The organism is Clostridium sp. DJ247 (assembly GCF_014231265.1).
On record NZ_JABAIW010000009.1, the window covers coordinates 1 to 26,523 of the forward strand.

The window sequence follows — 26,523 nt, forward strand, 5'->3', positions numbered from 1 at the left end:
TTTTAATCAGTCTAAAGTTCGTGTTTAAGAAAATCTAAGAACCTTATATAAACTCGCTACGCTCAAACATATATAAGATTCTAAGATTTTCTAAAGCACTTCACTAAGACTGACAAAAAAGTTTTTAAATGTGCTTCAGTTTTGTCAACATATTCCTATGTATAAATTAAATTTAAGTTATGGGTATCTATATATTAGTTAAACATATACTTTAAGTTACTATTTTAAAAAACAAAAAGGGAATCCATCCATAAAAGGACGAATTCCCGCGTTACCACCTTTTTTCCTGCATAACTACAGGCTCTTAATATCCATAACGGTTAAGATAACCGCCTTTACCTACTAAAGTTCAGCAAAGAAGCTCCAAAGCTACCTTCGAAATAACCCGCATAGAAAGTCTTTCAGCTAATAAACTTTCCTCTCTTAATACTTTTATTATTTCTACTCCTCTTTTTCATAGCAATTTAAATAATTATATTTGACATTTAAGTATTATTATATCGTTAATTGGTAAAGTGTCAAGTATATTCTTTACTAAAAATATCTATGTCTATGAGACCTCTTTATCAACCTTCCTTATTAAAACCTGATGTACTCTTTTCCGATCACATTTATCTACTATAAATTCATATTTTTTATACTGAATTTTATATCCAATCTGTGGCGAAGTTCCTATTTTAGAGTAAATCCACCCTCCAATGGTATCGATATTTTCTGCCTTTATATTAATATTTAAGAGATTATTAATATCATCTATAAGCACTTTTCCATTTATAACATAACTTCCATCTTCTAATAGATGAATTTCTTCCGTTCCTTCATCAAATTCATCTTCAATCTCACCAACAATTTCTTCTAGGATATCCTCAATGGTTACTAATCCTGCAGTTCCGCCATACTCATCAATGATTACGGCTATATGTTCCTGCTCTTTCTGAAACTTTTTAAATAATACGCTGATAGACATATGTTCAGGTATAGACATTATGTTTCTAATTATTGTATTTAACTGTTGTTCTGTTCCTTCAATTTTCATTTTATATAGATCTTTTATGTGAACAAATCCTATAATATCATCTTTGCTATTATTACAAACTGGATACCTAGTTAACTGTTCTCTCATTGCAATTTCTAAAATTTTATCAAAATCATCTTTTTTATATATGCAAACCATATCAGTTCTTGGTATCATTATATCTTTTACAGTTTTTTCGGAGAAATCAAAAATATTATCAACCAGGGTTAACTCTGTTTGATCTATCAATCCATGTCTATAGCTTTCTTCCACTAATAATTTAATTTCTTCATCTGTATGTGCTATTTCATGTTCATCAACTAAAGAAATACCAAATATTCTTAATATAAAATTGGTACTATGATTAAATACCCAAATTATCGGATAAGTTATTTTATAAAAAACTAATAAAGGCATGGACGTTATTAGCGCTATCTTTTCAGTGCTTATAATTGCTAAAGACTTAGGAGCTAGCTCACCTAATATAATATGAAACGCTGTTATAATAGTAAAAGCAATTATAACTGATATAGAATGTATAGTAATTTCAGATAGGTTAAAAAAACTAAATAAAGGCATAAGTAGTTTAGCTATAGCAGGCTCACCTATCCATCCTAATCCAAGTGAAGCAAGAGTGATTCCTAATTGACAAGCAGATAGATAAGAATTTAAATCGTTAACAATTTTTCGAGTATATTTAGCTCTTTGATTTCCTTCTGTCATCAAAGTTTCTATTCTTGATTTTCTTATCTTTACCATAGCGAACTCTGCAGCTACAAAAAAACCATTCATAAAGACAAGTAACAGTATAAGAATAATATTAAGTAACACTTGCATGTAAGAATAACTCCTCCTCCAAATAAAAACTTTACTTTTAAAGTTTACTCCTAAGAGTAAAACAACTGTATTATATCACATTTTCTAAAATATTAAAATGTTTTATAATTTTAAATATTTAAAATTTGTAATTATAAAAGACTTAAAATATGTTTAAAGAAATATTTAAACATATTTTAAGTCTTCTATAAAAACATTTATATAATAACAGATAACTATAATACTATAATATTTTTATACTTATATAAAAATATCTTTATTTAATTTTATCTAATTTCTTATGGTTGTACATTTTAATACCTATCTAGAACTTATCACCATGTATGCATAATTCTTTCTTGCTTACCTTTTCTTTGACTATTTCAAGTGCTTGTTTCACCGTATACCCTTTAAAGTATAATTCTACCACCTTATTCACAGACTTATCCAAAATTAAAAGCTCCTTTCTTATGTTATAAATCTATATATTTTATTTTAACATAATATACAATATTTGGATATAGCCATATTTAAAGTTTTATCAATGAGAAAACAATAATTTTTGCTGTATAGTAAAAAGACACTCTATTGAGTGCCTAATTACAAATTTCATCATAATAGTATAATTAAGTGAATATCTTTTAATAGTAAAACAAGTTTTAAATATTATCCTTATTGATATCTATTATATGTATACCTAAGTTACCATTTACCTCCACTACTTCTCCATATGCGATTATCTTCCCATTAACATGTAACTCTACCGGCTGATCTGCTACCTGATTTAACTCAAGTAAAGTTCCATTGTTAAAATTTAAAATTTCTTTTATACTACGTTGAGCATTTCCTAAAACAATTTGTATATTCAAGGGTACATCAAATAAAGAATTAGTGTTTTTAGAGAAATTGTCAGAATCAGCAAACTGTTTATATCCAACTTTTTGAACTTTGTAATCTAAGGAATTATTATCTAAAGAATAACTACTTACTACATTTTCTTCTGATTCTGATTCATTCATTATGATAGCTTGTTCTTTCATCTTTTCCACAGCGTCTTGCTTACTTTCAATTACTATATCAGTAGGTGGATTATCAATAACAGGTTCATCAACAGTTTCCGTACCCATCATTATAGATATTATTTTTTGTGCTGTTTCCATTGACAATACCTGCATAATAACACTGTCTATTAAATTCTCTACATTTAGTTTAAATGCTACTTGAATAACCTCTTCCTCTTCTTGAATATCATCTAACATCTCTGAAGTCATAGAATCCCAAATCTTTGATTTTGGAGGAGAAATATCTACTTTTCTTGCAAACAGGGTTGCCATTGATGTAGCTGCTGAACCTATCATTAGATTCATAGCTTCTGAAACAGCACTTTCTTCTATTTCTGACAGGGTTTCAGAAGAAACCTGTCCAGTACCACCCATCATTAGATTAGCTACTATAGCCGCATCTGAAACTTTCATAAGTAAAACATTCTTTCCCGCAATTCCAGTAACATATTTTATTTCTAAAGCAATATTAGGTATTTTAAAACTCTCCCTCATGTTTTTTAGTGTTGTAACCGAGATAACAGGAGTTGTTATATTTACCTTTTTACCTATCATATCCGATAGTGCTGTAGCAGCGGAACCCATTGATATGTTACCAACTTCACCCAATACATCTTTTCCAATATCTGTTAAAGCAATAGTTTCAGACTTATCATTGCTTGTACTTATTTCTTCATTACTAACATTACCTTCTAATAAAGCATTGATTTCTTCTTGAGAAAGTCCATTACTCATACTTACACATCCTTCTCTAAACAATCTACTATTTTAACTGCCTTACGGTTACGTATTAAACCTACTTCACCATTAAAACAATATTTTTCTTCCACTAATATACTTACTTTATTTTTATACCTTTTATTTGTGCTTAAAATCGTTCCTTTTTGTAAATCCATAATTTCTCCTAAAGATAGCTGTATATTATCTAGTATTACTTTTATATTTAAATTTGCATTACCAAATTTGTTATTTAACTCAAACTCAGAAACTTTATTCTTTAGTTCTAATTTTTCTAAATACTTTTCTATGCTTAAATAAGGAATACATATATTAAAGAAAGTATTTATTTTACCAATACTTATAGAAAATGATGCTAAGGCAACAGATTCATTATTACTAAATAGTTTAATTTTAGCTGGATCAATTTCTAAATACTCGATTTCTGATTTAACTTTTAAAACTTTACTCCATGCTTTTTCTAGATACTCTATAAAGTTTCTTGTTATTTGCATGGAAATATTTTTGTCATTTTCAGAAAACTCTATTAAACTTAGTTTCTTACTCCCATCTCCACCTAGGAAAATATCTACAATTTGAAATACTAAACTAGGACTTGTTTCAAACAGTAAATATCCCTCTAATGGATTTAACTTAAATACAGTTACAACAGTAGGATATGAAATGGAACGCATAAATTCTTCATAACGTATTTCTTGTATAGATTCTAAAAAAACTTTTATCTTTAAATTTTTGAACATGCTGGAAGATATGATCTGAGTATATTCCTTGTGAATATACTCTAATATCTGCATATCTTTATCAGCGAATTTTAAGCTATCCTCTAACACAGTAGAAGTAACACTACTTTCATTAGCAGAATTATTGTTGCCATCTTCCTCAATTGTTTCACCAGCTGCCAAAGCTGCTAACAGAGCATCTATTTCACTTTGAGATAAAACTTCTGCCATATTAAACCCTCATTTCACTATTTTTAAAACAAACTTTAAATAGTTATAATACTTTTTTAATAGCTTCTAATACTCTGTCTCCTTGAAAAGGCTTAACAATAAAATCTTTTGCACCTGCTCGTATAGCTTCCATTACCATATTCTGTTGTCCCATAGCACTACACATTATTATTTTAGCCGTGGAGTCAATAGCTTTAATTTTCTTAGTTGCTTCAATACCATCCATCTCTGGCATTGTGATATCCATTGTTACTATATCTGGTCTTTGATTTTGATATAGTTCAACAGCTTTTACTCCATTTGCCGCCTCACCTATAACTTCAAATCCATTTTTCTCTAATATATCTTTTACCATCATTCGCATAAATGCTGCATCATCCACAATAAGAACTTTATACATTATCTCCCAACCTTTCACCAATTTGATAAGTAGCTAGACCATCTTGATATCTTTACTCTTGTCCAAGGTTTATTAACTAATCTTATTATAACAAAATATTAATACATTATTTTTTAAATTCAATAATTAATTGTAAAAATTTAAAGGTTTCATAGTTTGAACCAAACACATTAATGAAAAAAGGGTTTATTAAATTTTAAACTTATTTATAAATTAGTAAAAATCCCCTAGATCTCTCTAGGGGTAAAACTTTTAATAACTTATTAAATTGTATAATGGTAGCTAAATATTATAAATTAGTAATTCGAATATACTTAAAGCCACTATATACGAAAAACTTAGTTTGGTATATTAAATGCTAAGTATAATAGATCAATACAAAACAGTGGAATACTGAAAGTTATTTCATAAAATCAGGTTTGGGCATTACAAATAAATGTGGCTCTTGTAAGTAATCTTGAACAATTCTGAGAGCTTCACCAAATCTTTGGTAGTGTACAACTTCCCTTTCTCTAAGAAACTTTAAAGGTTCAATTACATCTGGATCATCTGCCATATTAAGCAGCCATTCATAGGTTGCTCTAGCTTTTTGCTCTGCTGCTAAGTCCTCGTTAAGATCAACAATAGGGTTACCCTTTGATTGTATATATGCAGCTGTAAATGGAACGCCATTAGCATCTACGGGATAAATTCCTTTGTCATGATCTGCATAATATGCTGCTAATTCTGTACTTTCAATCTCTTCAACACTTGCATCTCTAGTCAACTGATGAACTATGGACCCAACAATTTCAAGGTGTGCTAATTCTTCCGTACCTATATCGTTTAATGTTGCTATGGCTTGAGGTGTAACCATTGAGAATCTCTGACTTAAATATCTTAAAGATGCAGCTAACTCCCCATCAGGTCCCCCGTATTGTGTAATAATTACTTTAGCCATTCTAGGATCTGGATTTTTTATTTTTACAGGAAACTCAAGTTTTTTTTCGTATAACCACATGTTCTATAGCTCCTTTCATTATAGCCTAAAATTGGCTTCATATTTCCAAGGCCATGGCTCATTTATCCACTGCCATGGTGAATGACTAAATGACTTGTGTTCTGATAACATTCCAAAAAAGTTTTCGTATTGTTGCTTTAAAGCTTGTGATTGCATTACAAATGTATTGTATTTTACAATGGAATCCTGATCTTCTGGATGGGTATTAAGATATAAATGTAAATCCTCTATCATAAAATCTACAGCAGTAATTTGCTTTAAAAGCTCCATTTTGTTCATTGTGTTCTCCATAACAGCTCCCCCTTTACTTGTAACTATCTTCATCTCTTTTATATTTTTTATCTTTTTTCTTATAAGGACTATAAAGCTCTGGAAAAGCAGTTCCCATTTTAAGAGCCTCAATAGGAGGGAAGAGAGTGCAAAGCTTTTGGTAAGGAACATACGCAGCAGCTAATCGGACATTTCTTATCACAGTCTCCTGCGGAATACAGGGATTCACTGGTGAATAAATATTGTTTGCCATATCATATTCTGTTTTTTTAATGTTATCCATAATATTAACTTTATTCTCCTCGTATATTAATGCTACAATTATATTTTATTCCAATCATATATTTTGGTTACAATAAATATAATATTAAGTTGAAATTTTTCTTGATAACTTCTATAGATAACCATGCCCGAAATTTAACTTATACTCCGAGATATATTACCATGTTTCGTCACGTTAAATATTTTTAATTAGTCTAAAGTTCAAATTTGAGAAAAATCTAAGAACTTTGATAAACTCGTACCTCAAACATATCTAAAGTTCTAAGATTTTTTCTCAAATTTTCACTAAGACTAATAAAAAAATATTTAAATGCGACTTCAACATTAGTAATATATCTCTACGTATAAGTTAAATTTAAGTTGTGGTTATCTATGATACAACTATCATAATTATAAACACTACTATATAATAAGACCGTACTGTATTTTCACAGCACGGTCTTAAATAAACTAATCTTCATTAAATTAGTTACTAGTTTTCTATGTAAATTTTCCACTTTTATTCATTAGCAAGTTTTAATAATGCATCTGCAAGTATATCTGTTCCCTTGGCAATATCTTCATAATCACTCCATTCATCAGGATTATGGCTTATACCATCTTTGCTAGGTACAAATATCATTGCTATAGGCGCAAATCTACCAACCATCATAGAATCGTGAAATGCACCGCTTACCATTTTATGATAGGATATATTATTACTACTACAAATTTCTTCTAACATTTTAATAATCTTTTCATCGGAATGGGTAGGAATATCATCGTTAATTTGTTGAATTTCAATAATTACTTCTCTCTTTTTCTCTACTTCTCTAATAAATTCCATCAACTCTTTTATCAACTTACATTTTACTTCATAATCACTATCTCTTACATCAATAGAAAAGTTAACTTCTCCTGATATAACATTTGAAGCGTTTGGCAAAACTTCCACTCTTCCTACTGTTGCCACAGTATCTTCACTAGCGGATGCCTTTGCAAGTTCTTCTAATTTTAATGCAATTTCACAGCAAATCAAAAATGCATCATGTCTTAAATTCATAGGTGTGCTTCCCGCATGTGTTTGTTTACCTTTTACCACTACCTCAAAGTTTGTTGGCGCTGAAATAGTTTTTACAATTCCAATTGGTAATCCTAAAGTTTCTAATACACCACCTTGTTCTACATGTAACTCTACAGCAGCGTGAACATCACCTTTTTTAACAGGAATTTCATTAAATTTAGATAAATCATATCCTAGGCTTTCTAAAACATCTGCTAAAGACTTGCCTTCGTTATCTTTTAGTTCCTGTGCTTCCTCCAGAGACAAGCTGCCTGCCATGGCCCTACTGCCAAGACAACCTAATCCAAATCTTGTAGGTTCCTCTGAAGTATAAACTATTACTTCAATATTACGTTTATGAGATAGTCCTGACTCCTTAATAAGTCTAGCAGCTTCAATGCCCGCTACTACACCTGTCATACCATCAAACATTCCAGCATTAATAACAGTATCAATATGAGAACCTGTCCAAACTGGAGGTAAATCTGGATTACTTCCTTTTAATGTTCCGAAAATATTTCCTATAGAATCCTCTCTTATGCTAAGTCCAACTTTCTTCATCTCTTCTTTAATATAATTTCGAGCATTTACTTCAGGCTCCGTAAAGAGTATTCTAGTTGTACCATTTTCAGGGTCTGAATTGAAGGTATTTAATTTTTCTAAACTCTCTCTTATATTAGATGATGAGGCAGCTTTAAGAATCATATCTTGTGTTCCTTTCTTTATTAGTTAATCAAGTTTTGAGGTGTCCCTTGAAGCCATTTATCAATATTGTCAAATACTATTTGTGCACGAATATAAAGTGCTTCATGAGTTGCAAAGGCAACATGTGGTGTTAAAACAGTATTTTTAGCACCTACAAGAGGATGTGTACTTGCTATTGGTGGTTCAATTTCAAACACATCGATACCTGCACCAGCAATTTTCCCTTCATTTAGTGCTTTTGCCAGCGCTGTATTATCTACAACTGGTCCTCTTGCTGTATTTATTAATATAGCTGAAGGTTTTAAAAGTGATATTCTTTTTTCATCAATTAAGTTTTTAGTACTTTCATTAAGTGGTACATGTAGTGATATAATGTCACTTTCCTTTAGGAGTGTATCCAAATCAACATATTTTATCCCCTTATCAGCTGCTTCTGCCTTTTTGCTTCTGCTGTATGCTAAAACTTCACAGCCAAATGCCTTTGCTATTTCAGCTACTCTTAAACCAATAGCTCCTGTTCCAACAATTCCAAACTTTTTATTAAATAATTCATAACCTACAAGTCCATTTTTAGTTTTTTCAGTTCTTGTTGCATTATCACATGGTACAATATTACGAAGTACTGATATTGCAAGTCCATATACAAGTTCTGCTACTGCATTAGTTGAGTATCCTGCTGCATTACAAACAGTAATTCCTCTTTCTCTGCATATGTCCATATCAACATGGTCAACTCCTGTAAATGCAACAGATATCATTTTTAGGTTAGGACAGTTTTCAATAACTTCTTTTCTGAATGGCAAGTTTGATAGCATAACAATATCAGCTTGTGCTGCTCTTTCAATTAATTCCTTTGTGTCTTCTGTTCTAGTATCATGATAAACAAATTGGTGTCCTTGCCTTTTAAATTTCTTTGCAAGCTCACTAATTTTTTCTTTACTAACTCCTAATGGTTCTATCATAACAATATTCATAAATAAAATCCTCCTAATTTTTTACTTAGTCATTATTTCTTACTAATTATCTTTTTGTATTATATATTTATAAAATTACATCTCTATTACAATCTTTAGAATATATATATGTAAAGTTTTCTCTTCCTACACCGTAAGAGGCTTGTGCAACATATGGTCCAAACCACACAAAATCTCCTTTTTTAATCGTAGTCCATTGATCATCTAGGAAATAAACTCCTTGACCCTCTAGCATATATGCACCATGCTCCTGAACATGAGTTTCAACAAATGGATGACAGCCTCCCGGTGCAAAAGATAAAATATGCATATTCATATCAAAACCTAATTCTGTTGGAAGTAAATCCTTTATAAAAACATTTTCCATATCATCATAATTTCTGTATTCAATGTCATTTACATTACCCCAAACTACTCTTGAACTATATCCTTCAATAGGAATGTAAATCTGCTTATATAATAGTATATTTGCAGTTTGTTCTGATGTATTTTTAAACTCAATACCTGTTCCTGATGGAGAATAAGCATAACCCCCAGTAGTAAGTTCCTTCTCTTCTCCATCAACTGTCACATTAACTTTTCCATCTATACAATAAATAAAGGTTTCAATGTTGTATTCTTCACCAAATTTTTTAGTTGTTTTTGCTCCTGGTGCAGCGCTGATTATATATTGTACAAAACTAGCTCCAATTTTAGGAGAAGATACTATACTAATCCTACAGCCTTCAATTCCAGGTATAACATTATTAACAAGACCTTCTGGCGGAATAACTGCATATACACCATGTTTTACTATTGCTCTAGTTGATAAAATATCCTTAGGGTATCCCATAAAAAACCTCCATCCTGTTTTACATAGCTTTATTGTAAAACATCCTTTTTATTTTTTATTTATATCTAAAATATAGGATTATAAACAACTGTCATTACACTCAAGATGATTTCATATATCGAAATTCAATTTCATAACATTCACATATTCATATATACTTTAGCATACTACAATATAATATCTAAAATTTACATTACATATACAATTAATAATTTCACATATTGAAATTCAATTTCTCTATAATTCAAATAAAAAACCTTAGAATATATTGTATTTTTAATTATATTATATACTTTCTCTTTTCACAATACTAAAGTTATCATTTTTTTCATAACTTTTCTTTTTAACATTTTACTATCCATCTGGGGCTTTAAGAGGAAATCTTGACCCCCCATATAGATATTTGCTATTAGTTCTAAATATTTTATATTTACAAGCTTATTTTATCTCTTTTAATAAATTGTCCATATCCTTTTTTACCTATAAATTTTCCGTCTTCAACTAATATCTGTCCTCTTACTGCTGTAGTTATAGGATAACCCTTTAATTTTTTGCCCTCAAATAAAGTGTAACCACTTTTCATATGCAAATTAGTTGATGTCAATTCCACATCTTTCTTAGGATCAACTATTACAAAATCAGCATCTTTTCCTATTGTAATACTACCTTTATTGGTAAGCCCGAATATTTTCGCAGGGTTAGTACTAAGCACCTTTACCATTTTTTGTAATGATATTTTATTATTTTGTACTCCTTCTGAAAATATCAAAGGCAGTAATAGCTCTATTCCTGGAATTCCTGCTGGTATTTTTGTAAAGTCATTAGCAACTTGATTCTTTTGTTCTTTAGTAAATGGGCAATGATCTGTAGATATAATCTTTATTGTACCTTTGTTTATGCCTTGCCATAAGGCTTGTTTGTCTGCTTCAGAACGCAAAGGCGGGCTCATTAAATAATTATTTGCTTCAGGTTCATTGTAAATACTTTCATCTAGAAGTAAGTAATGAGGACATGTTTCAGTAAATATATTAAATCCTTCTTCCTGTGCTTGCTTTATCTTTAACAATCCCTTTTCTGTAGATAAATGATAAATATATATTGAAGAATCTAGTTCCTTACAAAAATCAATTACTCTTCCTATAGCTTCAGTTTCTGCAATAACAGGTCTGCTATATTTATAAAACTTCATACTAGTTTTACCAGAGTTAACTAATGACGATGAAGCATATTCTATTATACTGTCATTTTCCGCATGAACTCCTACAAGAACTCCATATTCTTTTCCCTTTTTTATCAATTCATATAAATACCCATCTTCTACCATGAGTTTTTCCTTGCTATAAGTCATATATACCTTTATGCTGTTTACACCAAAAGAAAGTATATCAGGTATCTCTGCTATAGTATTAACATTTACATCAGTAAATGCAGCATGAAGACTGTAATCTATATATACATCATTATCTGCAGATTGTTTTTTGTTTTTTAAACACTGGAGAACAGATTCTCCTCTTTCTTGCACCGCAAAGTTAACTATGGTAGTAGTTCCACCAAAAGCTGCTGCCATTGTTCCATCTTCAAAGTTATCACAGGTATATATGTCTCCACATTTTTGCTCTAAATGAGTATGCACATCTATTACTCCTGGCAGTACATATTTCCCCTCAGCATCTATAACCTTTTTTGCATCCTTTTCATTAATAGAACTGAATGTACAAAACTTACCATTATCGATACCTATGTCACTTTTAAATATTTCATCAGCTTTCACTACGACAGCATTTTTTATTAACAAATCCATGCTTATACCTCCACAACGAAATTGCATGATTACCTTTTGTTTTTTTCTACTTAATTGAATCCAGTTTCACCTTATCTGGGCTTACTTCTTTTAATAATGAAAAGTCTGTTAAGTCTTTAAACTCAGGTTTCTTTCGGATATTTTTTTGTTCTAACATAAAGCTGGACATTTCATTTACTCCATTATATATAGTGTTATCCACCTGCATAGTATAAATATTTTCATCCATCATCTTTTTTAGGTCATTTTTATCAATTTTAAACTCTTTTGATAAAATATCTATTGATTCATCTCTGTGTTCATTTATAAACACTGTTGCTTTATCTAAAGCTCTAAGCACTGCTTTTACAGTATTTGGATTTTTCTTTAAGAAATCTTCACTAACTTGGAACGTACTTATAAAGTTTAACCAATCAACATCTCCTTTTTTCTCAGGTAAATATGATTTTTTACCGCTGAAAAGAATCTTACCGCCTACTGCAGATGCTTTTGTAACCCATGGTTCCCAACAAGCCATTGCATCTATATCTTTCTTATCTAAAGCTGCGATTTGATCAGCAGGTTGCAGATAAACAAATTTAATTTTGCTAATATCAACCCCTAATTCATCACACATCTTTTTTATAGCAATATAAACTCCAGAGCCTGGTGCCATACCTATTTTCTTGCCTTCTAAATCCTTTGCACTGTTTATAACTAAATCTTTTCTTATTACAAGTGCTTGTGTTCCTCCTATGTTAGCAACTGGTGCTACAAGCTTTACAGGAATATTACTTGCCACAGATGAAGTAACTGTATAGTTTGTTTCAAAACTTAGTGGTGCACTTCCACCTGCTATCATAGGTCCTATTTCAGGTCCAGATTGAACAAACTTGTTTTCTACATCAATTCCTTCTTCTTTAAAATAACCTTTTTTCTCTGCAATAACCTGTTGTGCTGATATTTGTGGATCAATTACTCCCCATAATGTTATTTTTTTAGTTTCTACCTGATTAGATTTATTCTGTGTATTTTGCTCAGAGACACTACCCTTATCTTTTGCTCCACATCCTGAAAGCAATAAGGTTCCTGTTAATGTTGCTCCTAATAATAATGACATAATCTTTGGCATCTTTTTCATAGTAATTCCTCCTCTTTTCCGCTTAAATAAAATTTATTAAAATTCTACTCAATTCTCTTAATTAATTTTCCATAACCTTGCTTTCCAGTAATCTGTCCTTCTGATGCTATTATTTCTCCCCTTAAAATTGTGCATACTGGGAGTCCTCTGCCTTTAGTACCTATAAATGCAGAAATCTTATTTAAATATTTTAGGTTATCTGCTGTAATTTCCCATTTTATCGTAGGATCTAATAACACCATGTCCGCATCGTAACCTTGTTTTAGCTCTCCTTTTTTACCAGCCATTCCAAAAACCTCAGCAGCATTCTTTGACATTGCACGAGCAATTAAGGAACAATGCAGACCTCTTTTTACTACTGTTTGATCAAACATTATTTGTAGTCCGCTCTGTAATCCGCTTATTCCTCCCCATGCCTTAAAAGCACCTTCTGCTTCAGATTTTTCATACTCTGCGCATGGAGAATGGTCACTTACTATCATGTCAAGAGTTCCATCATATATGTATTGCCAAAGTCTTTCACTATCCTCTGCTGAACGTAATGGTGGAGCACATTTAAGAAGCATTCCTCTTTCTACAAAATCTTCTTCATTAAATATAAGATAATGAGGACAAGTCTCTGCTGTAATCCTTACCCCTTGGGCTTTTGCAATCTTAATTTCTTCAGCTACCTCTGGATGACTTACATGACAAATATGAACTCGAGTTCCCATTTCTCTTGAAAGCTCTATAATATTCTTAACTGCAATTAGTTCAGCCACAAGAGGGCGTGAATTAAGAAAATCTGAGCGAGATACCTTCCCACTTTCTATAGCCTGTTCCTGTTCATAGGATATAATGCTATAATCTTCACAATGAAATCCCGCCACACCATCAAAATTCTTTATTATAGACAGTGCCTTTCTAACTTTCCCCAAATCAAGAGAGGTATAATCGCTGCTCACTGGTGATAAAAAACATTTAAAAGCTGCAGCACCACTATCATTAAGTCCCTGAATATCGGGTAAGTTATAATTTGTAAGACCACCCCAGAAGGCATAATCAATAAAAGCTCTTGATTTAACTGCTTGGTACTTATCGGAGAATATTTTACAGTTTGTTAAGGCAGGCTCATTTTGCAGCGGCATATCTACAACTGTTGTAACACCACCTACAGCCGCAGCCTGGGTTCCATGAGCAAAATCCTCTCGCCAAGTGAAACCTGGCTCATTTAGATGTACATGCACATCAATAACACCTGGGAATAAATATTTTCCACTCCCATCTATAATAGTTTGTGCGTTTTCACTAGTTTCTGCAGGCAAAATTTCTGCTATTTTCCCATCTTTAACTGCAATACTGCCTTTAAAAACATCATCTGACCCTACAATCATAGTGTCTTTAATAAGCAAATCAAACATAATACTCCTCCTATTATACCATTAGCATTTTAATGATTTAGGAAGTAAGCAGAAATAATTGCCTGCTTTTCTCCCTATAAAATTATTGTTATATTTTTTGTCACTTTATTTAGTAACTGTAACTAAATCAGGTTTAGCTGTACGTAGAGCATCTGGAAAACCATAACTATAAAAATCAGGAACAGCTTTTATATTATTCATATCTTTCATAAATTTAGCCATTGTATTTGCACCATCAACAAATTGTTGATCAAATTTCATGGAATATGTATTTTTACTCATAATTCTCTTACAATCTTCTTTAGAAATATTAATCTCCTTAGACACAATTTCAGCAGCCTTGTCTGGATTTTGATTTATATAATCCGTTGCCTTATTCAAAGCCTTTAAGAATTTTACTGTCTCTTCTGGATGCTCGTTATAGAACTTTTCTGTAGCCTGTACTGTCATGTAGAAATCTATCCAATGAACTGGACCCTTTTTCTCAGGTAAATTAGATTCTGTTCCGCTAAATAAAATAGTTCCACCACTAGCTACTGCCTTTCCAACCCAAGGTTCCCAAACAGCCATTGCATCAATATCTCCTTTTTCAAGGGCAGATAACTGATCCGCAGCCTGTAAATTTACAAATTTAATTTTATTGATATCAACATTTAATTCTTTGCACATATTTCTAATTGCAATTAATACCCCTGCACCAGAAGTCATACCAATTTTTTTGCCTTCTAAGTCTTTTGCAGATTTTAATTCAAGTCCTTTACGAGCTACAACAACCTGCGTTCCTCCTGCATTTGCAACTGGGGACAGAACCTTAATTTTAACATTGTTTGCAGCTACAGCAATATTGTTATAAACCGATCCAAAGCAAATTTGTGCAGTACCACTTGCAACTAGCGGAGCATTTTGATCTGGACCAGACATAAGATGATTTTTTACATTTAAGCCTTCCTCTTTGAAATATCCCATTTTATCAGCAATAATTTGTTGTGCAGATACCTGTGGATCTAACTCTCCATATGCATCAATGGTTATAGAATTATTTGCTGACTTTACTGCTTTGTTACCATCCGATGAACAACCAGTAAATATTAGCCCCATTATAGCAACAGACATAATAACAGATAAAGCTTTCTTAGCACTAAAATACTTTTTCATTTACATTCCTCCAAAATATTAATTAATGTATTACATTTATTACCGAAGAACAACTGGCTATAATACTAGTATTAACAAATTATTTTTATTGCTCAACAGCACCTTGCAATCCGTCTTTTTTCCATTTGAATAGTATCCTTTCAGCTACTGTTAAGGCATAATTAAACAATGTATAAAGTAATCCTATTAAAGTAACGGCCATGAACATATCACCCATTTTAAACCAGTTTCTTGCATTTACTATAATAAACCCAAGACCTGCACTGGCACCCATCATTTCTGCAACTACTAAAGCTGAAAAAGTAAGAGCTAAACTAACACGCATACCAACAAAAATATTTGGAAGTGCAGCTTTAAGTATAATTTTTCTAAATATCTGGTGTTCATTTGCTCCTAAACTCATAGCACTACGAATCCACTTAGGATTTACTCCTCTAATACCATCTACAGTGTAGGTAAGCTGTGGCATAAATGTTGCATAAGCAATTAAAGATATTTTTGATATTTCTCCTATTCCAAACCATATAATGAATATTGGAAGAAATGCGTATACTGGAATTGGTCCTATCAAATTGAAGATAGGATTTATCAAGTCATCAAGTAGCTTTGATCTACATATTAGAATACCTAACACTGTTGCTACAATAGTACCTAGGATAAAACCAAGTAAAGCTCTTACTACACTTACAAATAGCTGAGGAAGCAATGTTCCATCTTTAATATATCCTATAGTAGTTTCACAGACAGATATTGGCGAAGGTAGAAACAGCGGATTGAACCATTGAAAATTCTCATTTAACATACTTATAATCTGCCATGTTATAAAAAATAAAACCAAAGAAAATGCCTGAACAAACTTAGACTTATGAAATTTCTTCTTTTTTTTGCCTTTCAACACAGCACTGTTTCCTTTAATTGCAACATCACTCTGACGTTCTTCCTTTAATACATCCTCTTTCATGGTATACCTCCTCAATTAATTTGTATCTAATAAAATATTTTCAAGAAGTTTAGCATAATGAATAAATTTATCATCACTAGCTACTCTCGGCCTATCAATTTCAATTTTTTCGTTAAAACAAATACGTCCTTTTTTCAAAACTATGACTCTATCTGCTAAATAAACAGCTTCTGAAATACTGTGTGTAATCATAATTATTGTCTTTTTTGTTTCTTTCCATATCCTTAATAATTCTGTTCTCATATTTTCTCTAGTCATGGCATCAAGAGCACCTAATGGTTCGTCCATAAGCAGCAGCTTAGGATTGGTTGCCAAAGCTCTAGCAATACCAACACGCTGTGCCATACCTCCTGAAAGACTGCCAGGATAGTTATTTTCATAGCCTTTGAGACCAACCATATCAATTAGCTTCCTAGCAAGTTCCTCTGCATCTTTTTGACCAGCAAGCTTAGGTCCGAAGGCTACATTTTCGAGCACAGTGCACCAAGGAAATAAAGCATGCTCTTGAAACACTACCCCTCTATCAACTGATGGCTTTTCTACTAACTTACCTGCTACATGAATCTCACCTTTATCTGGTTTAATAAACCCTGCAAGTAAATTCAAAAGAGTTGATTTTCCGCAGCCACTCTTACCAAGTATACATATAAACTCATTTTCTTCAGCTTCAAAATTAATATCATCTAAAACATAATTACGGTCAAGATCCTGGTCTTCATAGGATTTATATAAATTTTTAACAACAACACTTGACATAAAATTCACCTCTTAACTATAAAATATTATTGTATTATTTCATAAAAATGTTTATAGGCTTTATCTAATCTATTTACAAGTCATTACTTTTCATTCAAATTCAATAGAAGACTATAAACAACATCCACGGCTTTAGCTAGATATTCGTAGTCTGTCCATTCCTCCTTGCAATGACTTCTTCCTTCTTTACTTGGAACAAATACCATTGCTGTATCCACATGTTTACCCATAACAAGGGAATCATGCCCAGCACCACTATCAATTTTTTGATAATTATAATCTTTCGCTGTACAAATTTTTGATAGTTCATTGATGAAATCATCATTTAGTTTTGTAGGCAGTTCTGATAGTTTTGGTGTTATTATGTATTTGGTATTATGTTCAGCACATAACATTTCAACCTTTTCTCTTATTCTTTTAACAATTGTCTCTATGGATTTGTTATCTTTTGATCGTACATCCAAGCTAAATTCTACTTTCTCAGGAACTATATTTATTGCATTAGGGAAGGTCTTTAAATAACCTACTGTTGCAACTGTTCCATTGCCTTCTTCTCTTGCCCAATCCCCTATATTAGCTATAACCTTAGATGCTATTTCCATGGCATCCACCCTCATATTCATCGGGGTAGTACCCGCATGATCTGATCTCCCAAATATTTCAACAATATATCTCTGCATACCTACAATGTACTCTACAATACCAACGTCTTTTTTGTTATTTTCAAGTATAGGGCCTTGTTCAACATGAATTTCAATAAAGGATTTAATTGAATCAGCTGTTCTAGCCATATCAGTAATTTTTTCTGGCTTTAAACCGTACTCAGTCATAGCCTGGTAAACCGAAATATTATTCTCATCTTTATACTTTAGCAAGTCATCTAAGGTTACCATTCCTAACATTGCTTTAGAACCAAAGAAACCTGTTCCAAATCTTAATCCTTCTTCGTCATTGAGTCCCATTATTTCCAAAGGATACTTAAGTCTTATATTGTTCTCCTTCAACCTACGTGCTATTTCTAATCCACAGACAATTCCAGCAATACCATCAAAATTCCCACCATTTTTTACTGAATCATAATGTGATCCTATTATTATAGAAGGAGCATTAACCTCGGTACCTTTGTATTTTCCAATAATAGAACCTGCATAATCTTCATATACATCAAGACCTATATCTTCCATAGCATCTCTAATATAGGATACAGTTTTTCTTGCTTCCAAAGAAAATGGTAATCTTGTTATCCCCTCTCCAGCAGTAGCTGTAAAACATAACAAATTTTCTAAGTGCTGCTTAACTTTTAACTCAATTGACTTTAAATCACTTATCATTTTCTATTACCCCTAACCTAATTTCGTATATTGAAATTTAATTTCACTGTTTTTACATGATATATATTTTGTCTCCTCTAGTGTAATGCTAGAAATCACATATCAATACATAAAATTAATTTCGTATATTGAAATTTAATTTCTATATAATTCTAATAAAAAAATTATAGCCACATTGTATTTCTAGGTTCATTTTCTATACTCCTAACATTAAATTTCACATATTGAAATTTAATTTCTATATAAACCCGAAATTTATAGCTATATTTTATTTTTAACTTCATAGTTATTGTGTTTTTAATTATATTGCATATTTTCTCTTTTTGCAACAAGAAAATTATTATTTTCTCTCAAATAGATATATTTTTTTAATAATTTATCAATATTACCACTTAATTTATCAAAATAATTCAAAACCCATGATGATTGGCTAAAAGACTTCTTGCAACTATCTCGACTGATCTTTCACCAATTAGCATGGTCCAGCTTTGCTGGACGACAAAATAAAAAAGATTGAAAATACAGTTGTATTTTCAATCTTTTTTATTTCAATCTATTTTTTATTATCATTCTGATAAAAACTATCATGAATATAGTAATATCTAATAACCTAGTGTACTGGAAATACTTTTCGCTACCTCAAAAATATGTTTTATATTATTGTTGACAAAATCGTCAGTAATTTTAAAGATTGAACCAGTAACACTTATTCCAGCAACAGTTTTACCTGTATAATCTTTTATTGGAACCGCCACACATCTAGCACCTATTTCACACTCTTCATTATCAAAAGCATAACCTAATTTTGATATTTCTTTTAGTTCTTCCATCAAGCTTTCTTTAGTTACAAATGTATGCTCAGTAAATTTAGTAAGGCCCTTTTTTTCTATCATTTCATCTATTTCTTGCTCACTTTTGTCTAAGAGCATTAGCTTTCCCACACCCGTACAGTGCATTGGGGCAATATTACCTATTCTTTGCATAGTTTTTAACATTTGATCTGGCCCATCAACAACATCAATATATATCACCGTCATATCCTTTTCTATTGCAAGACATACTGATTCTTTAAGTTTTTTGGATAAAGCTATTAAATACGGCTTGGCAATATATGATATTGGATTATTTGATTTTACTTTATTTGCAATAGCACATATCTTAAAAGTTAAATAGTATTTTAATGTTTCTTGATCTTGTTCCACATATCCACTCTGCATCAATGTATATAAAAATCGCAAAGCTGTAGTTGGATGCATATCAAGTTCTTCTGCTATTTGTTGTAGTCTTATCGGTTCTCTATTTTCTGACATTAACTCTATTATTTTAAAAACTTTTTCCACAGACTGATTACTGCTAACAGATTTATCTAATTTAGCTCTTACCAACTTAGTTTACACTCCTTAATTTATTCTACACAATATAAAATAACAAATTATTTTTAATAAATTATTTCTAATTATATCATTTTTCAGTTATAAATCTACAATTATTTTAAATTCATTTAACTTTTCTGTCAAATAACTTATTTCTATCACTTAGTTCTATCATTAGTAAATAAACTTCCTTTGATACTTTCCTTTCACTTATTTCAATTAATTATAGAATTTAAAAAATATAAAATGTATATTATACTTTAAGAAGTTGTACATAGATATAATCCGTTTTTAAGATAGTTTAATCTACAAAAATAGAGATTTATTTGTAGAAAAATGCCGATATTTATCGGCATCTTTCATAAGTCTCTTAATATTTTTCAATTTTAAATTTTTAATCTTATTTTACCCGATGACTACCCTCTCTAGTACTCTCATCTGATTCAAGTGTCATTTTATAATTTTTTAGATGATGATTATTACTTATCAATTGTAAGTTGTCCTTGTTCAGGTATGCTATTTGGTACAACTGATGTTTTTGATCCTTCAATGTTAAGTAAAAAGCTTGGAGCAAAGGTAGAATGATGTTCTGTATAGAACCCTCTATTTGTCATATAACTTGTTATTACTACGTTATTACCGTCAGCTTGCGGTACAGCAAAGTGAGAGTAAGTAAATGTAGGGTCAGCAGGGTCAAGATTCATATTTAATACAAGACCAGTTTTATTTAATGGTTTGAATGGTCCTGTTAAAGAATCTGAAACGAATCCTAACATGTAGATATCTTTAGCATTTATTCCGTCAATAGTCATTTTAGCTCCTCTTGAATCTGTGAATAAATACCATTTACCATTCATTTTAAACACGTTTGCACGTTCAATTTCATCTGTTACTGTATTTGATGTAATTAATGGTTTCATTACTTTTTTCAATGTATAGTCATCGTTTAATTCAATGATACCTAGTGCTCCATTAGCTAAAGAAGCGTCATGTTTTTTAGATCCAACTAATAATTTATCTTTTTCTGACTGGAAGAACACTTCACTTCCACCATAGAAAGCTTTATTAAATAAAGATTCATCTCCTTGGTATCCATCTTCTGTTCCTGTATTAGCTTCAAAAACAAGGTATTTATGACCATTGTCTTCAACATAGTGAGGATCTCTTAAAGTATGGTTATCACCTGAAAGAAAAGCTCCCTCATCGATAAATTGTTGAACATTTTGATATATTGTACCATCTCCACCATCAAAGATAGATTTGTGATCTGATAAACCATCAATTTTAAGGGTATCAACATCAGGTTGAGATAAATTGATTTGAGCTGTTGTTAATGTTTGCTTGCTATATCCTGTTCCACCATCTTCTGGGGCACCTGAAAAATCCGTATAGAATAAACGAACTTTTCCATCAGATGTCAAGGTTGCAGAACCTGACCACTCTTGTGTCTGATACTTAAGAATAGGGTCATTTGAATCTAGTTTATCACTATCCTTAAATACTCTACCAGCATTTTTCCAATTATCAATGGAATTCTCACCTATCTTTTTATAGAAAAGATATATAGATGTATCATTTCCATTTTTAGGGTCACCTGCTAAAGCAAAAACAATTTCGTATCCATTATAATTTGCCACTGTTTCATCAGCATTTTGTAATGGCCAGCTATCCCATACATCTAAATCTATTAAATTACCATACTTATCATAACCTTTTGCCGAAGATATGTTTTTTATTGTTGATGGATCAAATTTAGGTACACTAAATTGTGCACTATTTTGCTGTTCAGGTATTTTTGACATGTCATAGCGAGTGATATGGGAAATGTCATAAGTGTCTTTGTAATCCATACTGCTGCTTGCAGCAAAACTTTGCTGAGCATTACCTATAAACAACTAGAAATTATAGAACCAATTAAAACATACTTTGCAACTTTTGACTTAATTATTACTTAAACCTCGTGAATAATTGTTTTTTCTTTTTAATAATAAATATAAATTTTGTTTCAAATTTTTTACCCCCCTTTTAATACATTATACATATTCGTATGCTTTAAATCTTTTTTGAGGTAATTTAAAAAATAAATTAAATTTATTTTTTTATTCTTTATAACTATTCGCCTATTTCCAATTATTCCACCATTTCATAATAATAAAAATTTTTATAAAAAGCATTTTAAAAGATTTTATCATAAACCATATACCTTGTCTTATATAATAGTAGTGAAAGCTTATATTATATATGGAGTTAAAAATATTAAGTTGTTTAGATTTATTAAGACAAAACGTTTTATAAAGGAGTGCATATTATATATGAGTAAGAGACTTAACAAGAAAAGAGAAAAGTTTAAGTTAAAAAAATTTCAACTAAAAATGATTGAAGCAGTAAATTTAGGACTTAACACTTTTGATTTTTCTGGTAAAACATATATGTTATCCTACTCTAATAATTTCGCTCAAACACTTATCGATCATAGGATATTATATAGAATTGATATTAACAAGAGACCTCAAATAAAGAGGATTAAATTAGGAGATTTAAAAATTTTAATTAAGTATCTAACTTAATGATCTCTACTGACAACTTCAGTGCTGAATATGTTCTAAGAACTAATGTTTTTAAGGATATATTTAAATTATGTCTAGTAGAATACATGTTATATAACTACTAGACTTTTTTGTTATAAAAGATTGGCTTTATATATCATAAAATACCCATGATATTTTCGCCAATTTTTTATATTAAATCTATATGGTATAAGCATTACTCACATATTTATTCTAAAGGTCATTCATAACAGTCATTCTTTTTTTTGTGCGTTGATATTGAGCCTCCGCAATTATGTCTTCAACACCTTCTTTAAATCCACCTGCTGTTTTTATAGTCTTATCTGTTATAGTTAGAACTGAACTCACCGTTCCTACTGCTAGCTTCCGTAAAGGATTAAATAAAGCCTTTTTTATTGAAAAATTAGCTTTATAATCTTTATTTTTTAATTCTTCACCTTTTATCCCTTTATTGGTATTACCAATGTTTTCGAGTTTAAGAAGTATATTTTTGACATTTGTATTAACTTCCTTAAAGTTTTCATTCATAACTTTAATGCTATCATTTAGCTTAGAATTTTCATCTTTAACTTCCTGTATGCTGTTATTTAAATGCTGATACTTTCCCTGAAGGTTCTTAATATCTTCCTCCATTTTTATATATAATTCTTTATGTTTAGCTCTAGAGTAATCAATATTTTTCTGGAGATTTTTTGTATTGTCTATTTTTGTTTCAATATCTTTATCCATAGTTTTCGCACCTCTTCCTAAAATTAAAAGTATAAATATTATTAGCAAAATTACTTAAACAATACATCAGTATTAATCTATATATTTTTTATTAAACACTTTACAATGAAGGTTTAATAAAAATAATGTTAAATTCAAGTTAAAAATTAAGAATATTTGAATGTTTTTTTGGAAAACATATCTTAGTGTTTTTTTACTAAATTAAGTAGTCTAATATATTATTAGCTTAAAGGAAAGGTGATGGCAGGTTGAAATATATGATTAACCATAGCGCTAAAAATAAAGAATTACAAAAAGATATTTTATATAAAAGAATTAGGATACCCATTAAATCTGTTTATAGAAATCCTGTTATGTCAGAACATATAACTAAATTTATTAAATCCATAGCAGGAATAAAAGAAGCAACAGCCAATCCCATAACTGGAAAAGTGCTTATTATATTTGATGAAAATATAGTATCTGAAGGCAAAATAGAAAAACAAATCAACTTATATTTAAATAAATCTAAAATAACTTATGATTCTAACATAATAGAATTTAATAATTTCCGCCAAGAGATTGCACTACCAATAGCTATTGAAGGCACTAGCCCTTTGGTATTAAACGATAATTCAACATACTGGCATGCTCTTGCAAAAAACGAACTTGAGCCTATGCTTAAAACTAACTTTAGTACCGGTCTAACCAATAAAATAGCTAACAACAAAATTAAAGAATTGGGCTTAAATATACTGTCTGAAAAGAAGAGAAGCTCACTAATATCTAAGTTTCTAGAAAACCTTAATGACTTTTCAGTAAAGTTGCTTTTAGGAGTTAGTACAATCTCTTTCTTCTTAGGTCAGATACCTGATGCTATAGCTATACTTGGAATAGTATTTATAGAAACTATTCTTGGAACTACTCAGCAATATAAGGCTGAAAAATCAATGTATTCTTTAAAAGATATGCTTGTGCATAAAGCAAAAGTCCTCAGAGACGGTAAAGAAATCTATATTGATGCAAAGTATCTCGTTACTGGTGATATAATTCTAATAGAATCAGGTGATAAAGTTCCTGCTGATGCTAGGATAATTGAATGTAATGACTTAAAAACTACAGAGTCATCTCTAACCGGTGAATCTACTCCTGTAATCAAATCCATAGACATGTGTAATAAGTATGCTGAGCTTGGAAGCCGACATAACATGTTATTTATGGGCACTAATGTTATATGCGGAAGAGGAAAAGCTGTAGTAGTAGCTACTGGAATGAATACTGAAATCGGAAAAATTGCAACTATGCTTCAGAATATAAAATCAGAAGCAACACCACTTCAAATTAAGATGCAAAACTTTACTGGAAAACTAACTAAGATATGTTTGATTTCCTGTGCAATTATTGGAGGTACTGCCTTACTAGCAGGCAGTAGTTTTGCTCAAGTGCTAACTACCTCAGTAAGCTTTGCTATAGGTGCTCTTCCAGAGAGTCTTCCTGCTGTTGTTACAGTTGCAATGGCACAAGGTGTTCAAAGAATAACTAAGCAAAATGCAATTGTAAGAAAGCTTACCTCCGTAGAAACCTTAGGCTCTACTAATGTTATTTGTTGTGACAAAACAGGTACACTAACTATGAATGAAATGACAGTAAAAAGAATATATATGGATAAGTGTCTATATTCTGTGACTGGCTCAGGCTATAATCCTAAGGGGCAGATTGACCTTTTGGAAGGTGACCCAACTAAAAGAGCAAGTCTTGAGAAGTTACTAACTGCAGGAATACTCTGCAATAATGCTTCATTATCCAATAATAATGACAAGTGGGTAGCCCATGGGGATCCTACAGAAGGAGCTTTAATAACTGCTGCTGGCAAATTTGAATTGAATGAACATATAATAAAAGAAACTAATCATCGATTAAGAGAAATTCCCTTTGATAGCTGCAGACGTTTTATGACAGTGATTATAGAAAATTCTGATGGTAAGGTGGCTTATTGTAAGGGTGCCTTAGATTGTGTGATAGAAAAATGTAGAACTATTTATGATGACGGAACAGAGAAATTGTTAACATCTACTGATAAAGAAAAGCTGCTATCTATGTGTGATGAAATGAGTAAAGATGCACTTAGAGTATTAGCATTTGCATATAAAAAATTAGATAATAAATCCACTGGGGACATTGAAAATAATTTTGTTTTCCTTGGCCTTGTAGGTATGGAAGATCCACCTAGAGAAGGAGTAAAGAGTTCTATACAGAAATGTCATAACTCCGGAATTAAAGTGGTAATGATTACTGGTGATTATAAGAATACTGCAGCTGCCATTGGAAGAGAGCTAGGTTTACTTACTAATGGAATTGTTATATCCGGGCCTGAGCTAGATAGCATGAATGATGAAGAACTAGATTCTAAAATATCAAAAATACAAATTTTTGCAAGAACTTCTCCTGAACAAAAACATAGAATAGTTAAGGCATTTAAGAGATTTGGATATGTAGTTGCTATGGCAGGTGATGGAGTTAACGATGCACCGGCAATAAAAGAAGCAAACATCGGTATTGCTATGGGAAGCAATGGAAGTGATGTTGCTAAGGATGTGGCATCTATAACTCTTGTTGATGATGATTTTTCTACAATAGTAAAAGCTATTGAAGAAGGTAGAACTGTCACTTATAATATAAAAAATTCTATGAAATATTTGTTAGCAGGCAATCTAGGAGAAATAATTGCTATTGCTCTTGCTTCGGCTATGGGTGGAATCTTACCACTTATTTCTATTCAGATATTATGGATAAATGTAATTTCAGAAAGTATTTTAGGTTCAGCATTGGCTGTAGAGCCTTCAAGTGAAGATGTTATGAGTTACCCTCCAATTAAAAAATATGAACCATTAGTCACCAAGGAACTAGGTACTCAAATTATTAGAAGAGGCGTTGGAATAGGGTTAACTACCTTTGCAATATTTGAAGGATCTATGTTGTTAGGTGCAGGATTAAATAAAGCAAGAACCTTGGCATTTACCAATTTAGTTTGTTCTCAGTTTGCCAATATATATGACAGTAGAAGAAACAAAAGAGCTTTCCCTAGTAAATACATGAATATTGCGGTTGCTTCATCCATGGTTATGTTACTTGGTACAATGTATTTACCTTTCTTAAGTCCATACTTTGGAACACAATCGTTAACATTATTGGATTGGAGTGCTGTAGCAGGAATGACTATGCTTAGTAGAACATAAAACAGTATGTATACTATATAACTATATATG

23 protein-coding genes and 1 other annotated feature are annotated in these 26,523 nt (G+C 31.0%); of the genes, 2 read left to right on the top strand and 21 right to left on the bottom strand.

Annotated elements, in window-relative coordinates; genetic code table 11:
• Positions 1–251 precede the first annotated feature (251 nt).
• Positions 252–467 (bottom strand) — a binding site (T-box leader).
• An 83-nt stretch (positions 468–550) separates the two neighbouring features.
• The 20 genes from HGI79_RS05355 to HGI79_RS05445 form a co-directional block, all read right to left on the bottom strand.
• On the bottom strand, positions 551–1,852 hold the full coding sequence (locus HGI79_RS05355; RefSeq protein ID WP_185649638.1) for a hemolysin family protein: 1,302 nt from the start codon (positions 1,850–1,852) through the stop codon (positions 551–553).
• Positions 1,853–2,156: 304 nt separating this feature from the next.
• The gene (locus HGI79_RS23160) at positions 2,157–2,282 is read right to left on the bottom strand and encodes a hypothetical protein (protein WP_278046684.1); all 126 of its coding nucleotides are present in this window, start codon (positions 2,280–2,282) and stop codon (positions 2,157–2,159) included.
• A gap of 208 nt (positions 2,283–2,490) precedes the next feature.
• Complete coding sequence (fliY, locus tag HGI79_RS05360) at positions 2,491–3,627, bottom strand: flagellar motor switch phosphatase FliY (protein ID WP_185649639.1); 1,137 nt, start codon at positions 3,625–3,627, stop codon at positions 2,491–2,493.
• Between the two features lie 2 nt (positions 3,628–3,629).
• Positions 3,630–4,580, bottom strand: coding sequence for a flagellar motor switch protein FliM (locus tag HGI79_RS05365; protein WP_185649640.1), 951 nt, complete (start codon positions 4,578–4,580; stop codon positions 3,630–3,632).
• Between the two features lie 43 nt (positions 4,581–4,623).
• On the bottom strand, positions 4,624–4,980 hold the full coding sequence (locus HGI79_RS05370; RefSeq protein WP_185649641.1) for a response regulator: 357 nt from the start codon (positions 4,978–4,980) through the stop codon (positions 4,624–4,626).
• A gap of 400 nt (positions 4,981–5,380) precedes the next feature.
• Positions 5,381–5,980, bottom strand: a complete 600-nt coding sequence (locus HGI79_RS05375; RefSeq protein ID WP_185649642.1) for a manganese catalase family protein — start codon at positions 5,978–5,980, stop codon at positions 5,381–5,383.
• Between the two features lie 18 nt (positions 5,981–5,998).
• Positions 5,999–6,271: a spore coat protein CotJB gene (locus tag HGI79_RS05380; RefSeq protein ID WP_185649643.1), complete on the bottom strand. Its 273-nt coding sequence runs from the start codon at positions 6,269–6,271 to the stop codon at positions 5,999–6,001.
• A 13-nt stretch (positions 6,272–6,284) separates the two neighbouring features.
• Positions 6,285–6,533, bottom strand: coding sequence for a spore coat associated protein CotJA (locus HGI79_RS05385; protein ID WP_207725717.1), 249 nt, complete (start codon positions 6,531–6,533; stop codon positions 6,285–6,287).
• Between the two features lie 498 nt (positions 6,534–7,031).
• Positions 7,032–8,279 (bottom strand): Zn-dependent hydrolase, encoded by a 1,248-nt coding sequence (locus HGI79_RS05390; protein WP_185649644.1) that lies wholly within the window; start codon positions 8,277–8,279, stop codon positions 7,032–7,034.
• A gap of 20 nt (positions 8,280–8,299) precedes the next feature.
• Entirely contained in the window at positions 8,300–9,253 is a 954-nt protein-coding gene (locus HGI79_RS05395) for a 2-hydroxyacid dehydrogenase (RefSeq protein WP_185649645.1), read from the bottom strand.
• Between the two features lie 67 nt (positions 9,254–9,320).
• On the bottom strand, positions 9,321–10,085 hold the full coding sequence (gene allE, locus HGI79_RS05400; protein ID WP_185649646.1) for a (S)-ureidoglycine aminohydrolase: 765 nt from the start codon (positions 10,083–10,085) through the stop codon (positions 9,321–9,323).
• 430 nt (positions 10,086–10,515) lie between these two features.
• Entirely contained in the window at positions 10,516–11,886 is a 1,371-nt protein-coding gene (gene hydA / locus HGI79_RS05405) for a dihydropyrimidinase (protein WP_185649647.1), read from the bottom strand.
• A gap of 46 nt (positions 11,887–11,932) precedes the next feature.
• The gene (locus HGI79_RS05410; RefSeq protein ID WP_185649648.1) at positions 11,933–13,006 is read right to left on the bottom strand and encodes an ABC transporter substrate-binding protein; all 1,074 of its coding nucleotides are present in this window, start codon (positions 13,004–13,006) and stop codon (positions 11,933–11,935) included.
• A 44-nt stretch (positions 13,007–13,050) separates the two neighbouring features.
• Positions 13,051–14,406 (bottom strand): allantoinase AllB, encoded by a 1,356-nt coding sequence (gene allB, locus HGI79_RS05415; protein ID WP_185649649.1) that lies wholly within the window; start codon positions 14,404–14,406, stop codon positions 13,051–13,053.
• A gap of 105 nt (positions 14,407–14,511) precedes the next feature.
• The gene (locus HGI79_RS05420; RefSeq protein ID WP_185649650.1) at positions 14,512–15,561 is read right to left on the bottom strand and encodes an ABC transporter substrate-binding protein; all 1,050 of its coding nucleotides are present in this window, start codon (positions 15,559–15,561) and stop codon (positions 14,512–14,514) included.
• Positions 15,562–15,646: 85 nt separating this feature from the next.
• Positions 15,647–16,522 (bottom strand): ABC transporter permease, encoded by an 876-nt coding sequence (locus tag HGI79_RS05425; RefSeq protein WP_185649651.1) that lies wholly within the window; start codon positions 16,520–16,522, stop codon positions 15,647–15,649.
• 15 nt (positions 16,523–16,537) lie between these two features.
• Positions 16,538–17,278 carry an ABC transporter ATP-binding protein gene (locus tag HGI79_RS05430; protein WP_185649652.1) on the bottom strand — a complete coding sequence of 247 codons (741 nt, stop codon included), beginning with the start codon at positions 17,276–17,278 and terminating at the stop codon, positions 16,538–16,540.
• Between the two features lie 83 nt (positions 17,279–17,361).
• Positions 17,362–18,609 (bottom strand): M20 family metallo-hydrolase, encoded by a 1,248-nt coding sequence (locus tag HGI79_RS05435; protein WP_185649653.1) that lies wholly within the window; start codon positions 18,607–18,609, stop codon positions 17,362–17,364.
• Positions 18,610–19,211: 602 nt separating this feature from the next.
• A complete protein-coding gene (locus tag HGI79_RS05440; RefSeq protein ID WP_185649654.1) occupies positions 19,212–19,994 on the bottom strand; it encodes an IclR family transcriptional regulator in 783 nt (260 codons plus the stop codon).
• Positions 19,995–20,461: 467 nt separating this feature from the next.
• On the bottom strand, positions 20,462–21,877 hold the full coding sequence (locus tag HGI79_RS05445; RefSeq protein ID WP_395939514.1) for a glycoside hydrolase family 68 protein: 1,416 nt from the start codon (positions 21,875–21,877) through the stop codon (positions 20,462–20,464).
• Positions 21,878–22,294: 417 nt separating this feature from the next.
• Between HGI79_RS05445 and HGI79_RS05450 the strand changes: the two genes are divergently transcribed.
• Positions 22,295–22,549 (top strand): hypothetical protein, encoded by a 255-nt coding sequence (locus HGI79_RS05450; protein WP_185649656.1) that lies wholly within the window; start codon positions 22,295–22,297, stop codon positions 22,547–22,549.
• A gap of 213 nt (positions 22,550–22,762) precedes the next feature.
• On the opposite strand, the gene HGI79_RS22465 is transcribed toward HGI79_RS05450, so the two are convergent.
• A complete protein-coding gene (locus tag HGI79_RS22465) occupies positions 22,763–23,278 on the bottom strand; it encodes a hypothetical protein (RefSeq protein ID WP_207725718.1) in 516 nt (171 codons plus the stop codon).
• Positions 23,279–23,535: 257 nt separating this feature from the next.
• Here HGI79_RS22465 and HGI79_RS05460 point away from each other — a divergent pair, with 257 nt between their 5' ends.
• A complete protein-coding gene (locus HGI79_RS05460) occupies positions 23,536–26,493 on the top strand; it encodes an HAD-IC family P-type ATPase (protein ID WP_185649657.1) in 2,958 nt (985 codons plus the stop codon).
• Positions 26,494–26,523: the final 30 nt, after the last annotated feature.

What these genes read in the sequence shown, in the direction of transcription:
- HGI79_RS05425 (WP_185649651.1), bottom strand. Translation starts at nt 16,522, where the DNA reads ATGAAAGAGGATGTATTAAAGGAAGAACGTCAGAGTGATGTTGCAATT.
- HGI79_RS05460 (WP_185649657.1), top strand. Translation starts at nt 23,536, where the DNA reads ATGATTAACCATAGCGCTAAAAATAAAGAATTACAAAAAGATATTTTA.
- HGI79_RS05370 (WP_185649641.1), bottom strand. Translation starts at nt 4,980, where the DNA reads ATGTATAAAGTTCTTATTGTGGATGATGCAGCATTTATGCGAATGATG.
- fliY (WP_185649639.1), bottom strand. Translation starts at nt 3,627, where the DNA reads ATGAGTAATGGACTTTCTCAAGAAGAAATCAATGCTTTATTAGAAGGT.
- allB (WP_185649649.1), bottom strand. Translation starts at nt 14,406, where the DNA reads ATGTTTGATTTGCTTATTAAAGACACTATGATTGTAGGGTCAGATGAT.
- HGI79_RS05385 (WP_207725717.1), bottom strand. Translation starts at nt 6,533, where the DNA reads ATGGATAACATTAAAAAAACAGAATATGATATGGCAAACAATATTTAT.
- HGI79_RS05380 (WP_185649643.1), bottom strand. Translation starts at nt 6,271, where the DNA reads ATGGAGAACACAATGAACAAAATGGAGCTTTTAAAGCAAATTACTGCT.
- HGI79_RS05430 (WP_185649652.1), bottom strand. Translation starts at nt 17,278, where the DNA reads ATGTCAAGTGTTGTTGTTAAAAATTTATATAAATCCTATGAAGACCAG.
- HGI79_RS05410 (WP_185649648.1), bottom strand. Translation starts at nt 13,006, where the DNA reads ATGAAAAAGATGCCAAAGATTATGTCATTATTATTAGGAGCAACATTA.
- HGI79_RS05365 (WP_185649640.1), bottom strand. Translation starts at nt 4,580, where the DNA reads ATGGCAGAAGTTTTATCTCAAAGTGAAATAGATGCTCTGTTAGCAGCT.
- allE (WP_185649646.1), bottom strand. Translation starts at nt 10,085, where the DNA reads ATGGGATACCCTAAGGATATTTTATCAACTAGAGCAATAGTAAAACAT.
- HGI79_RS05355 (WP_185649638.1), bottom strand. Translation starts at nt 1,852, where the DNA reads ATGCAAGTGTTACTTAATATTATTCTTATACTGTTACTTGTCTTTATG.
- HGI79_RS22465 (WP_207725718.1), bottom strand. Translation starts at nt 23,278, where the DNA reads ATGGATAAAGATATTGAAACAAAAATAGACAATACAAAAAATCTCCAG.
- HGI79_RS05375 (WP_185649642.1), bottom strand. Translation starts at nt 5,980, where the DNA reads ATGTGGTTATACGAAAAAAAACTTGAGTTTCCTGTAAAAATAAAAAAT.
- HGI79_RS05395 (WP_185649645.1), bottom strand. Translation starts at nt 9,253, where the DNA reads ATGAATATTGTTATGATAGAACCATTAGGAGTTAGTAAAGAAAAAATT.
- hydA (WP_185649647.1), bottom strand. Translation starts at nt 11,886, where the DNA reads ATGGATTTGTTAATAAAAAATGCTGTCGTAGTGAAAGCTGATGAAATA.
- HGI79_RS05450 (WP_185649656.1), top strand. Translation starts at nt 22,295, where the DNA reads ATGAGTAAGAGACTTAACAAGAAAAGAGAAAAGTTTAAGTTAAAAAAA.
- HGI79_RS05435 (WP_185649653.1), bottom strand. Translation starts at nt 18,609, where the DNA reads ATGATAAGTGATTTAAAGTCAATTGAGTTAAAAGTTAAGCAGCACTTA.
- HGI79_RS05420 (WP_185649650.1), bottom strand. Translation starts at nt 15,561, where the DNA reads ATGAAAAAGTATTTTAGTGCTAAGAAAGCTTTATCTGTTATTATGTCT.
- HGI79_RS05390 (WP_185649644.1), bottom strand. Translation starts at nt 8,279, where the DNA reads ATGATTCTTAAAGCTGCCTCATCATCTAATATAAGAGAGAGTTTAGAA.